The sequence below is a fragment of the Janthinobacterium sp. Ant5-2-1 genome (assembly GCF_001445815.1).
Lineage (GTDB): Bacteria > Pseudomonadota > Gammaproteobacteria > Burkholderiales > Burkholderiaceae_D > Janthinobacterium > Janthinobacterium lividum_E.
Genome location: NZ_LNCE01000008.1, coordinates 17,405 through 30,720 on the forward strand (window position 1 = coordinate 17,405; position 13,316 = coordinate 30,720).

Here is a 13,316-nt window from a genome sequence, read left to right on the forward strand (position 1 = left end):
CAGGATGAAGACCATGTCCGATAGCGCAGCAACACCCAATACACCGATCCGATTGACCGAATTTGCCCATGGCGGCGGCTGTGGCTGCAAAATTGCGCCGGGCGTGCTGGCCGATATTTTAAAGGGCAGCGGCGGTTTTCCCCTGCCGAAGGAATTGCTGGTCGGCATAGAAACCTCGGATGACGCGGCCGTCTACCAGCTCAACGACGAGCAGGCGCTGATCGCCACGACGGACTTCTTCATGCCCATCGTCGACGACCCGTTCGACTTCGGCCGCATCGCCGCCACCAACGCCATTTCCGACGTGTACGCCATGGGCGGCACGCCCATCATGGCCTTGGCCCTGGTCGGCATGCCGATCAACAAGCTGCCCGTGGAAACCATCGGCCTGATTTTAAAGGGTGGCGAAACCATCTGCGCCCAGGCAGGTATTCCCATCGCGGGCGGCCACACCATCGATTCCGTCGAACCGATCTATGGCCTCGTCGTGCTGGGCCTGGTCCACCCGTCGCAAGTGAAGCGCAACGCGGGCGCACGCGCCGGCGACAAACTGGTATTGGGCAAGCCGATCGGCGTGGGCATCTTGTCGGCCGCGCTGAAGAAGAATGCGCTCGATGCGGGCGGCTACGCCTCCTTGATCGACAACACCACCAAATTGAATACCCCGGGCAAGAAACTGGCCCTGCTCGACGGCGTGCATGCGCTGACGGACGTGACGGGCTTCGGCTTGCTGGGCCACACCCTGGAACTGGCGCGCGGCGCCAAGTTGCAGGCGCGTATCGCCATGAATGATGTGCAGCTGCTGCCGCAAGTGCAGCAACTGGCGCAAAACGGCAACATCACGGGTGCATCCGGCCGCAACTGGCAGGGATATGGCGCCCAAGTGGCGCTGGCCGACAGCCTGAGCGCCATCGACAAGGCAATCCTGACGGACCCGCAAACGGCAGGCCCCCTGCTGGTGGCCTGCGCGCCGGAAGCCGTCGAGCAAGTGCTGGCGATTTTCCGTGCCGAAGGCTTTGCCGACGCCGTCGTCATCGGCGAGATGCAGGAAGGCACGACCGGGGTTTCCGTCATCTAATGAACAAATTTTTTTGCAAAGGCACTCCCATGACCACGTTCTCTAACTCATTTGGCAAGTTCCCTGCCATCCTGGCCACCGTCGCCGCCACCCTGGCCATCCACAGCGGCCTGGCGCAAGCGCAGCAAGTGCTGCGCGTATCGGCCATTCCCGACGAAGCGCCGACGGAATTGCAGCGCAAGTTCAAGCCGCTGGGCAGCTACCTCGAGAAAAAGCTGGGCATGAAGGTGGAATTTACGCCCGTCACCGATTACGCGGCCTCCGTGGAAGGCTTGATCAATAACAAGCTCGACATGGTCTGGTTCGGCGGTTTTACTTTCGTGCAAGCGAACGTGCGCAGCGGCGGCAAGATCGTCCCGCTGGTGCAGCGCGAGGAAGACACGAAATTCCGCTCGGTGTTCGTGACCACCAGCAAGGACATCAACCAGTTGTCGGACCTGAAAGGCAAGAATTTCACGTTCGGTTCGGAATCGTCGACCTCCGGTCACTTGATGCCGCGCTACTACCTGCTGGCCGCCAAGATCAATCCGGACACGGACATGAAGCGCATCGCATTTTCCGGCGCGCATGACGCCACCGTGGCAGCAGTGGCCGGTGGCAAGGTCGATGCAGGCACCTTGAATATCTCCGTGTGGGAAAAACTGGTCGAAGCGAAAAAAGTCGATCCTAGCAAAGTGCGCGTGTTCTACACGACGCCCGGCTACTACGACTACAACTGGAGCGTGCGCGCCGACATGAACCCGGCCGTGCGCAAGAAGCTGACGGACGCCTTCCTGGCGCTGGACCCATCGACGGCCGAAGGCAAGGAAATCCTCGAACTGCAGCGCGCCACCAAGTTCATCCCGACCAAGGCCGAGAACTACAAGGATATCGAAGCGGCCGCGCGCGATGCGAAGCTGTTGAAGTAATTGACACCGACGCGTTTGCCGTAGGTCGGATTAGCGGCGAAGCCGCGTAATCCGACACCAGCAATAATGCCAACAATGTTGTCGGATTAAGGCCTACGGCCTAATCCGACCTACCGACTTCACAAGCATGACATTCCAACTTCACAAGGTCAGCGTCCACCACGCGGGCGCCGCCGGTAATGCGCTGGCCCTGCGCGAGCTCAACCTGGACGTGGCCCAAGGTGAACAGATCGCCCTGATCGGCCCTTCCGGCGCTGGCAAGACCAGCTTGCTGCACACCCTGGCCTGCGCGCTGCGCCCGGAATCGGGTACATTGAACATTCTTGGCACTTCACCCTGGCAAGTCGCCAGCGCCGCGCGCCACCGCTTGCGCGCGCGCCTGTTCCTGGCGCCGCAGACGCCGCCGCTGCCGCCGCGCCAGCGCGTCGTCAACGCCGTGCTGGCAGGCCGCTTGCCGCAATGGAGTTTATGGACAGCCATCCGTTCGCTGCTGGCGCCAGTCGACCCGCGCGCCGCGTGGGAAGCGCTCGGTAAATTCAACCTGCAGGATAAACTGTATGCGCGTGTCGACCGCCTGTCCGGCGGCGAACGCCAGCGCTGCGGCATGGCCCGCGCGCTCGTGTCGGATGCGGAAGTCTTTCTCGTCGACGAACCCTTGTCCGCGCTCGACCCCACACTGGCTTTGCAGACCATCAATGTGCTGCAGGCCGAAGCGACGGCGCGCAACGCCACCCTGATCTGCAGCCTGCACCAGGTGGAAATCGCCCGCGCCTGCTTTACGCGCATCGTCGCACTGCGCGACGGCAAGGTCGTGTTCGATGCGCCCAGCAGCGAAGTCAGCGACGCCATGATCGCCGAGCTGTACCGCAACAAGGCCGATCCCGCACCGCAATTCGAGGCCGTGGAAACGCACCTGGACGCGGCGAGGCCCCTTTGCTGAAGAACGCCGACGCCGCCATGCCCCACGACCCCGCTTGGCGCGGCCGCCTGACCGGCGCTGCCGTCGTGCTGCTCGTGCTGTGGCCGATGCTGGTGCAGGCCGAATTCAAGCCGTGGATTTTATGGGATGCACAAAGCCTGGCGGCCACCTGGCAATTCATCGCCAGCTTCGTGCCGCCCGCCCACTCGCTGGAATTTCTGCAACTGGTGGCCATTTCCAGCTGGGAAACCATTGCCATGGCCACGGCCGGCATGGCGCTAGCCATGCTGGGCGCCATTCCATTAACCTTGCTGGTGACGGAGCGCCTGTCGATTTCGCGCATCGGCAGCGGCACCGTCTCGCCCTTGGCCGCCGCCCTGCGCCACGCAGTGCGCGCGCTGCTGGTGCTGCTGCGCAGCGTACCGGAACTGGTCTGGGCATTGTTATTGGTACGCATAGTCGGCCTGGGGCCGACGGCGGGCGTGATCGCCATCGCCCTCACCTACTGCGGCATGCTGGGCAAGGTCTACGCGGAAATCCTCGAATCGTCGGATGCGTCCGCCTGCAACGCCTTGCTCCACAACGGCAGCGGCCGCTTGAAAGCCTTGCTGTACGGCGCCCTGCCCGAATCGGCCGCCGAACTGGTGTCGTACACGATTTACCGCTGGGAATGCGCGATCCGCGGCTCCGTCGTCATGGGCTTTGTCGGCGCGGGCGGCCTGGGCCAGCGCATGGATGAATCGATGAAAATGATGGCGGGCAATGAGCTGGCCACGATGCTGATGGTCTTCGTGCTGCTGGTGGCGGGCGCCGATGCCGTGTCCGCCATGCTGCGCCGGAGGCTGGCATGAGGCATTTCACCGCGATGCCCGCGCCTGCGCCCGTGCGCTGGTCGACCTGGGCCTTGCTGGCCGGTTTGCTGCTGCTGGTCATCGCCAGCTTCGCCACCCTGCCCCTGAAATGGGGCGAGTTCTTCAGCGCCGACGCCGTGCGCACGAGCGCCGACTTCCTGCATGGCTTCGCCCCGCCCGAACTGGCGCCCAACTTCCTCATGAAAGTGGGCGTCGCCACGTTCGAGACCCTGGCCATGTCGGCCATCGGCACGGTGATCGCGGCACTCGTGGGCGCGCTGCTGGCCCTGCCCGCCAGCGGCCGCTTTGGTCGCTTGGCGCGCAATGCCACGCGCGCGATACTCAACGTGCTGCGCTCGATTCCCGAACTGGTATGGGCTTCGATTCTGCTGATCGCCGCCGGCCTGGGCCCGTTCGCGGGTACCCTGGCGCTGGCCCTGCACACGGTGGGCGTGCTGGGCCGACTGTTTGCCGACGCGTTTGAAAACTGCCCGCCCCTGCCTGCCGCCACCTTGCGCATCAATGGCGCGCGCCCCGCCGTGGCCTTTTTGTACGCCACCTTGCCGCAGTGCAGTCCGCAGATGATGTCGTACACCTTGTACCGCTGGGAAAACAATATTCGCGCCGCCGCCATCCTCGGCGTCGTCGGTGCGGGCGGCCTGGGGCAAATGCTGAAATACCATCTGTCGCTGTTCCAGATGCAGAACGCGGCAACCGTCATCGTCGCCATGCTGCTGATGGTGGCCGCCGTCGATGGCCTGAGCTACCTGCTACGCCGCGCCATGACCCGTTAATTCTTTACTTTTTACAAGGAAAACCCATGTCAGGCTGGTGGACCATTATCTCGACAGACACACCGGAACAAATGGCCGACATGACGAAAGTCAACAAGGACGCTTTTCTCGCCACGTGGGAAGCGGGCCTGTTCGGCGCCGACTGGATCGCCCAGCTGTGCCACGATGGCAAGGCAACCCAGCTGTCGTCGAACGGCTTTCCCAACCGCTACACGGCGCTGGCGAACGTCGTCGTGCCCCTGCTGCAGGCGGGTATCGCCGAAGCGCAGGATGGCGAATTTCCGCAGGACCGGCTCACAGGCTGGCCCGGCTGCATTACCGTGCACCAGGACCGCATCGCCGCCTGTGAACCGGGTCAACTGCTGACCATCGAAGTGTGGGATCAATCGTAAATGATGATCGAAGGCAAATGGTTTAGACTGATGCGCAGCTGCAACTAGAGGAGTTCATGATGGGATTGGCAATTTCGGTCGGCGCCCTTGCCGACCTGCAGGAAGAAGACCCGGAAGGCGCGCAGTGGCTCGTCACCGCTTTGGACGAAGCCAATCTGCTGCTGCAAAAGGCGGGGCTGCCACAGCACAGCGAACCGGCGACGCTGCCGCAACTGGACTCGCGCGTCATGCTCGATTCCTTTCCATACAGCTTCCTGCACACCCTGCGCCGCGCGTATGCCCATGCGCGCCTCGATGCGCAATGGCGCGCCACGCCACTGGCCGAAAACGAGGATGCAACGGAGGATCCGGTGCTCGATGCCGCGCAGGATGACTTTGACAGCCACTTGATCTGCCATTCCGACTGCGAGGGCTTTTATTTCCCCCTCGTCTTCGAGGAAGTCATTTTTGCCGATGAGGAACACGCGCTGCTGGGTGGCATGCTGGGCTCCTCGTACAGCCTGCGTGCTGAACTGGTCACGGTCGCGCCCGCGCTGGGCATCTTCCTGCTGGGCGACGAACTGAGCGATGAAGAAGCGGCCCGCATCAATGCGCGCATCGACGCCGAAGAAGGCCTGGAACGCGAACTGGTCGCCTGGCTGGCCGCTTACGAGGCATGCCGGCTCAGCATCGAACACAAAACGGCGATCGTCTTCAATTGAGCATGCGTATACGCTCCACCATCGTCAGCGACTGGCCGGCCTTGAAAGCCACGCGCCTGGCCGCCCTGCTCGACGCGCCCACGGCCTTTGGCGCCAGCCACGCCAGCGCTGCCGGGTTTTCCGATGCCGACTGGCAGCAGCGCGCCATCAGCACGCCACAGCGCACCTTTTTCCTCGCCTTTGACGGAGAACGCCCCATCGGCCTGGCCGCACAAGTGGTGGCCGGCAATGGCGAGTGTCATCTGATCGCCATGTGGGTGCATCGGGAATATCGGGGCCGGAATGTCGCGCAAGGCCTGGTCGACGCCGTGAAACAATGCGCTGTCGGCAATGGCTATCGTCGCCTGGTGCTCGACGTGGCGCCGGAAAATGCGCGCGCGGCGGCGTTTTACCAGAAACAGGGCTTTGTCTTTTTACCGGAGTGGGAAGCGCTGGAAAGCCATCCGCATATCCAGGTGCAGAAGATGGAGTGGCTGGCGCCTGCATAAGTATTAACCAATGGAGAGGTGCAAAGCGATGTTGCGATCTATGTCGACACTCCTTCTATTGACTGTCCTTGCCGGCAAGGCGAGCGCAGCGAATATTCCGGATATCGTTCTTGAATATGCCCATGCGTTTGCGCAAACACAGGCGGCGGACAAGCAACCACCTGCGCCGCCAGCCGAATATGCGCAATGGTTCTTTCAAGGCTTGACCCATCCCTCAGGCGGCATCGTAACGCAATCGGCCGCCATGCGTGACGCCTACGTGAATGGCCAACGCTATTGGCGCGATCATCCGTCCGAACGGACCAACATCATGGCAGGCTATGGCTACCGTGCCATCGAGCGCGATGGCGTCTGGTCGCGGGGCTTTGAAAAGAGTGTCTTCCAGCCGGTCTCTATTGACCTGGACGGCGACGCCGGCGACGACGCATGGTGGTTCAACTCCTTCGGCAGCGTCGCGTGGCACGACATCGGCCTGGAGGCGCCCAACTCAAGCTATCAGCAGCCGCGCGTGCATATTGTCGGCTATCTCAGTCCCAAAGGCCATTATGGCCATCTGGGCGCCTATGAACGTGAAGTCCTGGTCACGTCGGGCGTCGCCGTGCAAGCCGCAGATCATTGAGGGCGAATCCGGATAAACGCGATTTCAAGCACTCCATTCATCCCGATTGACATCCTGTCTTAAAAACCTCCTGGCGCCTGTGTTTTTTTCTACACTCATGCCAGCCATTAATTGAGATGAAGAGGATGAATATGCGTGCAATAGCTGGTCTTATGCTGTGTTTATGCGGCGCTGCGGTGCAAGCCCGGGCGGACACGGCGCAAGCCATGGAGCCATCCGTCAATGTGAAGGGCATCCGGGATCCGGACTGGAAGCCCTACAGTGCCATGCTCAAGGGCGTCAAACGCTTCGAGGAAAAACATGGTCTGGCACCAGGCGCGCAACTGCGCTTCATCCTGGAGCCACGCAATGCCGATGTCGACATGCACGCCATCGCGCTGCGGCTGGAAAGCGACGAGGCGGGGATGCCGATACCGCTGGGCGAGCGCAATATCTTCACCTTGCCCGTCGAACAGGGGCCGCTGTATGAGAAGGCCGAGCTGACCGTGAACCGCAAGGCGGGGTCGGTCAGGTGGATTCCCTATGTCAGGAGCGCGCCCACGAGCGACACGCTCCGCCGGCTGGGCGACCTGCGGCTGGCGTGCGAAGTGCATTGGGCCATCGACAAGGACACCTTGCCTTTTGCGATGCGCACGGCGATGGGCGCACTGGGCGGGCCGTGCAATTTCGTGTCGCAAAAAGGAACCTACAGCTTTTCCGAGCCACGGCGCATCACGGCCGCGACGATCAGCTACAACGGCAAAAGCGCGCCCGTGCCCTTCAACGGATCGTCGTTCACGCCGCCGTTGCGGGAGCAGGACTGGAGCGATGACAGCATGATCGAACTGACATTCGACAATGACCAGACTGCGCGGTGATTATTTCACCCGCTGCTTTTCCAGCTTGCGCGCCAATGTGCGCCGGTGCATGCCGAGGCGGCGGGCCGTTTCCGAAATATTAAAGTCCGTCTCGGCCAGCATTTCGTGGATGCGTTCCCATTCCAGGGTCTTGATGTTGGTGGCGCGGTTCGTCAGTTCGATGTCGGCGTTGCCGGCCACGTGGCCGAAGGCCGCTTCGATGTCGTCCGTGTTCGACGGTTTCGCCAGATACTGGCAGGCGCCCAGCTTGATCGCTTCGACGGCCGTGCCGATGCTGGCGTAGCCCGTCAGGACGACGATCAGCATGTCCGGGTCGTGCTGGTGCAGCATCTGCACGCAAGCGAGGCCCGAAGTATTGCCATTCAACTTCAGGTCGACGACGGCGTAGTCGGGGCAATGCTGTTCCAGCAAGGCGCTCGCTTCGTCGAAATTGGTGGCCAGGATGACCTGGTAGCCGCGCCGCTCGAACGAGCGGCCCAGGGTGCGGGCAAACGCGGCGTCGTCTTCCACGATCAGTAACAGACGGTCATCCTGCATGGTGGTCGCTTTCTCTTTCCAGTTTGATGGCCGCCAGCGGCAAGGCCAGGTGCACCACCGCCCCGCCCTGCACCCGGTTGCGCGCCGTTACCGTGCCGCCCAGGGTGCGCGCGACATTGACCACCAGGAACAAACCGAGGCCGCCGCCCGGCTTGCCCTTGCTGCTTTGGTACGGCTTGCCCAGGTGCGTCAGCATTGACGGCTCGAAGCCGGGACCCGCATCGGTAATGACCAGGTGCAACGCGTCCGCTTCGCGCGTCGCTTCGAAACGCAGCCACTCGGGCGACGCTTCCAGCGCATTGTCGAGCACGTTGCAAATGGTTTGCTTCAGGGTCGAATCGAATACGACGGGCACGTCGTGCTCGATGCGGTTATCGTACTCGAAACCCTGGATCGGGCGGCTGGTGCGCCACTCGTCGACCAGGTCGTTGAGGAAGGTATTGATCGTCGTTTTCACGGAAGATTCCCCGCGCGCCTCGCCCGCCGACAATAAAATACCGCTGACGATGCTCTTGCAGCGCTGCAGCTGCGCCTGCATTTCCGTGATTTCTTCCAGCAATTCGCTGTTCTTGCTCAATTCCGGCATGCGGCGCCAGTCGCCGAGGATGACGGAGAGTGTTGCCAGCGGCGTGCCCAGCTCGTGCGCGGCGCCCGACGCCAGCAAGCCCATGCGGATGATGTGCTCTTCTTCCGCCGCGCGCTGCCGCAAGTCCGCCACCTTGGCGTCGCCGGCGCGCTGGTTGCGGTTGATGCGCGTGATGAAGACCACCAGCAAGGCCGCGTTCAGGATGAAACAGATCAGCAAGCCTTGCACGTACAGGCTGGAAAAGCCCCGCTCGGGGTCGATCGGCAGAATCAGGGGGCCGGGCAGCAAGGCCAGGCCGGCCAGGCACAGGCTCGTGATGGCCACCATGATCCACGTCGACCACACTTCCAGCAGGACGGCGCTGAGGATGACTTGCAGTAAATACAGGAAGGCAAACGGATTGCTGATGCCGCCGCTCAGGTAAAGCTGGGCCGTCAGCACGGTGACGTCGACCAGCAAGGCGAGGAACAGGGCCGTGTTGGAGACGGGCTGGCGTTCGTGCCAGCGCAACAGGCTGGCCAGGTTGAAGGCGATGAGGCAGGACAGCACTTCGAGCATGTAGGGCACGGGCAAGGCGATGCCCAGTCCCACGCCCACGCCGAAGATCGTGCTGATCTGGCCGATCACGGCCAGCCAGCGCAGCTGGATCAACAGCTTCATGTTCTGGTGGCCGGCCGGATGTTCCATCTCGGCCGCCACCGCGCCGCGCTCTAACACTTCGCGGTTGGGCAGGATCTCAATCCTGCCCGGCATGGTCGCTCTCTTGCGTGCCGGCAGCGCGGCGCGCGCGACGGCGCTTGTCTTCGCGCACGATCCACCACGTGATGCCGGCCACCATCAGGGCAAGCGCGAACCACGTCAAGGCGTACACGAGGTGGTTGTTGTGGAAGGAAATCACGGTCAGGCCGCCGACGGGTGCGTCGCTGGCCGTTTCCGATTTTGCCTTTGCATCGACAAAATATGGCGCCACCTTGGTCAGCATGTGCGAGGCGCCGATGGCGGCCACGTCGCGCGAATACCAGTGCTGCGTGGCGGGACTGTTTTCGCGCAAGAAACCGCCGCCCGTCTCGCTGACGCGCAGCAAGCCGTCGACGTGCACGATGCCGGCCGGCGTGCCGGCGGCGATGCCTTCGCGTTTCGGCACGAAGCCGCGGTTGACCAGTACGGTGCTGCCATCGGCCAGACGCAAGGGCGTCATCAGCCAGTAACCGCTGCCCAGTGCCGTCGTTGCTTGCACCAGGGTATTGAAAATGGGGAGATAGGTACCGGAGAGTCGCACATGGCGGTATTCATCCGTTTGCTGCGTGATGCTGGCCCAAGCTGCGGGTCCAGGTGCGTCCGTTGCGGGCGCATGTACGCGTTGTTCGACGCGCTCGATCAGGTCAAGCTTCCAGAACAGGCGCTTGACTTGCCAGGTGCCCAGGGCACAGAAACCGGCAAACAAGATCCCCGCCAGCAAGGCTAATGCGTAGCGCACAGCCATGCCGCGTGGGCCTGGCGCGGCATCTTGCGATGCGGCGCCAGGGGCGCGCCCGGTGTTGCTAGGGCGCGTTTGACTCATCATGGAGCCGTTTTCGTATGCATGTATTCAGGCATCAGATCCGGCATCATGTTGTGGTTCATGTGGTACATGACCCACAGGGAACCGGCCATGGCAATGCCCACGATCATGATGGTGAAGATCAGCGCCATCATGTTCCAGCCGCCTTCGGACTTGGTGTTCATGTGCAGGAAGTACACCATGTGTACCACCACTTGAACAGCCGCGAACGCCAGCAGGACCAGGCCCATGGTGCCCGAGTTGGTGATGGCTTTCGTCATCACCAGCCAGAACGGAATGGCCGTCAGGATCACCGACAGGATGAAACCGATCGTGTAGCTTTTCAGGCTGCCATGATCGTGGTTGTCATGGTGGTGGCTATCGCCGTGTGTGTGGTGGTCGCTCATGGCAGCACTCCCATCAGGTAGACAAAGGTGAAGACGCCGATCCAGATGACGTCCAGGAAGTGCCAGAACAGCGACAGGCACATCATGCGGCGGCCGTTTTCCGGGGTCAGGCCATGCTTGTTCAACTGGAACATCAAGGTCACGAGCCAGATCACGCCGAACGTCACGTGCAAGCCGTGGGTACCGACCAGCGCGAAGAACGACGACAGGAACGCGCTGCGCTGCGGACCGGCGCCTTCGTGGATCAGATGAATGAATTCATACATTTCCAGCGACAGGAAGGCCAGGCCGAACAGGCCCGTGATGCCCAGCCAGACCAGGGTGCTGCGCAATTGCTTGCGCTGCATGGCCAGCATGGCGAAGCCGTAGGTGATCGACGACAGCAGCAGCATGGCCGTGTTGACGGCCACCAGCGGCAGGTCGAACAGCGCGGCGCCCGTCGGGCCGTCCGCGTAGCTGCGGCCGACCACGGCGTACGTGGCGAACAGACAGGCGAAGATCAGGCAATCGCTCATCAGGTAGAGCCAGAAACCCAGCAAGCTGCCGTTTTCCGGGTGGTGCTCGCGCACAAAGTAGCTGCGCGTGCTTGGTGCGGCGCCAGCGGCGCCGGTGTTATGGGCGATGGTATCAGACATGGCTGCTCAGCAATTTAGTATAAGCGTCTTCGGTACGGACCACTTCTTCCGCAGGAATGTAGTAATCGCGCTTGTAGTTAAAGGTATGGACGATGATGGTAACCATCATGATCACGAAGCCAATGCTGGCGACGAGCCACATTTGCCAGATCAGGCCAAAACCGACCAGTGCGGACAGTGCGGCGATCACGAAACCAGCCCAGGTGTTCTTCGGCATGTGGATCTTCGTGAAACCGGACGTCGGACGCTGGTAACCGTGTTTCTTCATGTCAGTCCATGCATCGAGTTCGTGCACTTGTGGCGTGAAGGCGAAATTATAGTCTGGCGGTGGCGACGACGTCGACCATTCCAGCGTACGGCCACCCCATGGGTCACCGGTCACGTCGCGCAGTGCGTGACGGTTGCGGTAGCTGACGAAGAACTGGATCAGCATGGAGCCGATGCCCAGTGCGATCGAGACGGCGCCAAACCAGGCGATGATGGTCCAGATTTGCAGCGATGGATCTTCGAAGTGGTTGACACGACGGGTCACGCCCATCAGGCCCAGCACGTACAGCGGCATGAAGGCCAGGTAGAAGCCGACGAACCAGAACCAGAACGAGCACTTGCCCCAGAACACGTCGAGCTTGTAACCGAAGGCTTTCGGGTACCAGTAGTTGATCGCAGCGAAGACACCGAAGACCACGCCGCCGATAATCACGTTATGGAAGTGGGCGATCAGGAACAGGCTGTTGTGCAGCACGAAGTCAGCTGGTGGTACGGCCAGCAATACGCCGGTCATGCCGCCGATGGTGAAGGTGACCATGAAGCCGATCGTCCACAGCATGGGCAGTTCGAAGCGGATACGGCCGCGGTACATGGTAAACAGCCAGTTGAAGATCTTCGCGCCCGTCGGGATCGAAATGATCATCGTCGTGATGCCGAAGAAGGAGTTGACGCTGGCGCCCGAACCCATGGTGAAGAAGTGATGTAGCCATACCAGGTACGACAGGATCATGATGACGCAGGTGGCGTACACCATCGAGGCGTAGCCGAACAGACGCTTGCTGCTGAACGTGGCGACGACTTCCGAGAACACGCCGAACAGTGGCAGGATCAGGATGTAGACCTCCGGGTGACCCCAGATCCAGATCAGGTTGACGTACATCATGGCGTTGCCGCCCAGTTCCGTAGTGAAGAAGTTAAAGCCTGCGACGCGGTCCAGCGACAGCATGGCCAGCACAGCCGTCAGTACCGGGAAAGCGGCGACGATCAGGATGTTGGTGCACAGTGCGGTCCAGGTGAAGACTGGCATTTTCATCCAGGTCATGCCTGGCGCGCGCATCTTGACGATGGTGGCGATCAGGTTGACACCGGACAATAGCGTCCCGACCCCGGCAATCTGCAAGGACCAGATGTAATAGTCTACCCCCACGTCCGGACTGCCGACGATGCCCGACAGCGGTGGATATGCCAGCCAGCCCGTACGGGCGAATTCGCCGACGAACAGCGAAGCCATGACCAGGGCGGCGCCCATGGTGGTCATCCAGAAGCTGAAGTTGTTAAGGAAAGGGAAAGCCACGTCGCGCGCGCCGATTTGCAGCGGCACCACGTAGTTCATCAGACCCGTCACGAAAGGCATCGCGACGAAGAAGATCATGATCACGCCGTGGGCGGTGAAGATCTGGTCGTAGTGATGCGGTGGCAGGAAGCCGGCATTGTCGCCAAAGGCAACAGCCTGCTGGGTACGCATCATCAGCGCGTCGGCAAAGCCGCGCAGCAGCATGACGAGGCCCAGGATCATGTACATGATACCGATTTTTTTATGGTCGATACTGGTGATCCAGTCGCGCCACAGGGTACCCCAGACGCGGAAATACGTCAGTGCCGCAACGAGTGCGATACCGCCCAGGGCAACCATGGCAAAGGTCACCAGCAGGATAGGTTCGTGAAATGGAATTGCATCCCAAGTCAGACGGCCGAATATAAGCTTCGTCAGATCAATATGGTCTAGCATTGTTACTC

The 13,316-nt window shown here is 61.7% G+C and carries 16 protein-coding genes; 10 read left to right on the forward strand and 6 right to left on the reverse strand.

All coding sequences use genetic code 11. The features are described 5' to 3' along the window. The first annotated feature begins 13 nt into the window (after positions 1–13). From selD to ASN89_RS02065, 10 genes are all read left to right on the forward strand, one after another. Positions 14–1,078 carry a selenide, water dikinase SelD gene (gene selD, locus ASN89_RS02020; protein WP_058048095.1) on the forward strand — a complete coding sequence of 355 codons (1,065 nt, stop codon included), beginning with the start codon at positions 14–16 and terminating at the stop codon, positions 1,076–1,078. A gap of 29 nt (positions 1,079–1,107) precedes the next feature. Continuing rightward, positions 1,108–1,986 carry a putative selenate ABC transporter substrate-binding protein gene (locus ASN89_RS02025; RefSeq protein WP_058048166.1) on the forward strand — a complete coding sequence of 293 codons (879 nt, stop codon included), beginning with the start codon at positions 1,108–1,110 and terminating at the stop codon, positions 1,984–1,986. Between the two features lie 127 nt (positions 1,987–2,113). Further along, on the forward strand, positions 2,114–2,926 hold the full coding sequence (locus ASN89_RS02030; protein WP_058048096.1) for a phosphonate ABC transporter ATP-binding protein: 813 nt from the start codon (positions 2,114–2,116) through the stop codon (positions 2,924–2,926). 17 nt (positions 2,927–2,943) lie between these two features. Continuing rightward, the gene (locus ASN89_RS02035; RefSeq protein ID WP_058048167.1) at positions 2,944–3,756 is read left to right on the forward strand and encodes a PhnE/PtxC family ABC transporter permease; all 813 of its coding nucleotides are present in this window, start codon (positions 2,944–2,946) and stop codon (positions 3,754–3,756) included. Beyond that, positions 3,753–4,550, forward strand: coding sequence for a phosphonate ABC transporter, permease protein PhnE (gene phnE, locus ASN89_RS02040; protein ID WP_058048097.1), 798 nt, complete (start codon positions 3,753–3,755; stop codon positions 4,548–4,550). The genes ASN89_RS02035 and phnE overlap by 4 nt, the downstream gene beginning before the upstream one ends. 26 nt (positions 4,551–4,576) lie before the next feature. Continuing rightward, positions 4,577–4,942 (forward strand): hypothetical protein, encoded by a 366-nt coding sequence (locus tag ASN89_RS02045; protein WP_152988409.1) that lies wholly within the window; start codon positions 4,577–4,579, stop codon positions 4,940–4,942. A 56-nt stretch (positions 4,943–4,998) separates the two neighbouring features. Further along, positions 4,999–5,643 (forward strand): hypothetical protein, encoded by a 645-nt coding sequence (locus tag ASN89_RS02050; RefSeq protein ID WP_235501825.1) that lies wholly within the window; start codon positions 4,999–5,001, stop codon positions 5,641–5,643. Between the two features lie 2 nt (positions 5,644–5,645). Continuing rightward, on the forward strand, positions 5,646–6,131 hold the full coding sequence (locus ASN89_RS02055; RefSeq protein ID WP_058048100.1) for a GNAT family N-acetyltransferase: 486 nt from the start codon (positions 5,646–5,648) through the stop codon (positions 6,129–6,131). A gap of 40 nt (positions 6,132–6,171) precedes the next feature. Then, positions 6,172–6,750 (forward strand): hypothetical protein, encoded by a 579-nt coding sequence (locus ASN89_RS02060; RefSeq protein ID WP_152988410.1) that lies wholly within the window; start codon positions 6,172–6,174, stop codon positions 6,748–6,750. Positions 6,751–6,956: 206 nt separating this feature from the next. Beyond that, the gene (locus ASN89_RS02065) at positions 6,957–7,607 is read left to right on the forward strand and encodes a hypothetical protein (RefSeq protein ID WP_152988411.1); all 651 of its coding nucleotides are present in this window, start codon (positions 6,957–6,959) and stop codon (positions 7,605–7,607) included. On the opposite strand, the gene ASN89_RS02070 is transcribed toward ASN89_RS02065, so the two are convergent. The 6 genes from ASN89_RS02070 to cyoB are packed head-to-tail and all read right to left on the reverse strand — an operon-like array spanning position 7,608 to position 13,308. Next, positions 7,608–8,144 carry a response regulator transcription factor gene (locus ASN89_RS02070; protein ID WP_034748067.1) on the reverse strand — a complete coding sequence of 179 codons (537 nt, stop codon included), beginning with the start codon at positions 8,142–8,144 and terminating at the stop codon, positions 7,608–7,610. Continuing rightward, positions 8,134–9,483, reverse strand: a complete 1,350-nt coding sequence (locus tag ASN89_RS02075) for an ATP-binding protein (RefSeq protein WP_034748064.1) — start codon at positions 9,481–9,483, stop codon at positions 8,134–8,136. The genes ASN89_RS02070 and ASN89_RS02075 overlap by 11 nt, the downstream gene beginning before the upstream one ends. Then, positions 9,467–10,294 (reverse strand): SURF1 family protein, encoded by an 828-nt coding sequence (locus ASN89_RS02080; RefSeq protein WP_058048103.1) that lies wholly within the window; start codon positions 10,292–10,294, stop codon positions 9,467–9,469. The genes ASN89_RS02075 and ASN89_RS02080 overlap by 17 nt, the downstream gene beginning before the upstream one ends. Further along, positions 10,291–10,677 carry a cytochrome o ubiquinol oxidase subunit IV gene (gene cyoD / locus ASN89_RS02085; protein ID WP_034748058.1) on the reverse strand — a complete coding sequence of 129 codons (387 nt, stop codon included), beginning with the start codon at positions 10,675–10,677 and terminating at the stop codon, positions 10,291–10,293. The genes ASN89_RS02080 and cyoD overlap by 4 nt, the downstream gene beginning before the upstream one ends. Further along, positions 10,674–11,312 carry a cytochrome o ubiquinol oxidase subunit III gene (gene cyoC, locus ASN89_RS02090; RefSeq protein WP_034788486.1) on the reverse strand — a complete coding sequence of 213 codons (639 nt, stop codon included), beginning with the start codon at positions 11,310–11,312 and terminating at the stop codon, positions 10,674–10,676. The genes cyoD and cyoC overlap by 4 nt, the downstream gene beginning before the upstream one ends. Next, the gene (cyoB, locus tag ASN89_RS02095) at positions 11,305–13,308 is read right to left on the reverse strand and encodes a cytochrome o ubiquinol oxidase subunit I (protein ID WP_046682725.1); all 2,004 of its coding nucleotides are present in this window, start codon (positions 13,306–13,308) and stop codon (positions 11,305–11,307) included. Before cyoB ends, cyoC begins: the two co-directional genes overlap by 8 nt. Between the last annotated feature and the right edge of the window lie 8 nt (positions 13,309–13,316).

Excerpts from the sequence above, each read along its gene's own strand:
- selD (WP_058048095.1), top strand. The coding sequence starts at position 14 with ATGTCCGATAGCGCAGCAACACCCAATACACCGATCCGATTGACCGAA.
- ASN89_RS02025 (WP_058048166.1), top strand. The coding sequence starts at position 1,108 with ATGACCACGTTCTCTAACTCATTTGGCAAGTTCCCTGCCATCCTGGCC.
- ASN89_RS02030 (WP_058048096.1), top strand. The coding sequence starts at position 2,114 with ATGACATTCCAACTTCACAAGGTCAGCGTCCACCACGCGGGCGCCGCC.
- ASN89_RS02035 (WP_058048167.1), top strand. The coding sequence starts at position 2,944 with ATGCCCCACGACCCCGCTTGGCGCGGCCGCCTGACCGGCGCTGCCGTC.
- phnE (WP_058048097.1), top strand. The coding sequence starts at position 3,753 with ATGAGGCATTTCACCGCGATGCCCGCGCCTGCGCCCGTGCGCTGGTCG.
- ASN89_RS02045 (WP_152988409.1), top strand. The coding sequence starts at position 4,577 with ATGTCAGGCTGGTGGACCATTATCTCGACAGACACACCGGAACAAATG.
- ASN89_RS02050 (WP_235501825.1), top strand. The coding sequence starts at position 4,999 with ATGATGGGATTGGCAATTTCGGTCGGCGCCCTTGCCGACCTGCAGGAA.
- ASN89_RS02055 (WP_058048100.1), top strand. The coding sequence starts at position 5,646 with ATGCGTATACGCTCCACCATCGTCAGCGACTGGCCGGCCTTGAAAGCC.
- ASN89_RS02060 (WP_152988410.1), top strand. The coding sequence starts at position 6,172 with ATGTCGACACTCCTTCTATTGACTGTCCTTGCCGGCAAGGCGAGCGCA.
- ASN89_RS02065 (WP_152988411.1), top strand. The coding sequence starts at position 6,957 with ATGGAGCCATCCGTCAATGTGAAGGGCATCCGGGATCCGGACTGGAAG.
- ASN89_RS02070 (WP_034748067.1), bottom strand. The coding sequence starts at position 8,144 with ATGCAGGATGACCGTCTGTTACTGATCGTGGAAGACGACGCCGCGTTT.
- ASN89_RS02075 (WP_034748064.1), bottom strand. The coding sequence starts at position 9,483 with ATGCCGGGCAGGATTGAGATCCTGCCCAACCGCGAAGTGTTAGAGCGC.
- ASN89_RS02080 (WP_058048103.1), bottom strand. The coding sequence starts at position 10,294 with ATGATGAGTCAAACGCGCCCTAGCAACACCGGGCGCGCCCCTGGCGCC.
- cyoD (WP_034748058.1), bottom strand. The coding sequence starts at position 10,677 with ATGAGCGACCACCACACACACGGCGATAGCCACCACCATGACAACCAC.
- cyoC (WP_034788486.1), bottom strand. The coding sequence starts at position 11,312 with ATGTCTGATACCATCGCCCATAACACCGGCGCCGCTGGCGCCGCACCA.
- cyoB (WP_046682725.1), bottom strand. The coding sequence starts at position 13,308 with ATGCTAGACCATATTGATCTGACGAAGCTTATATTCGGCCGTCTGACT.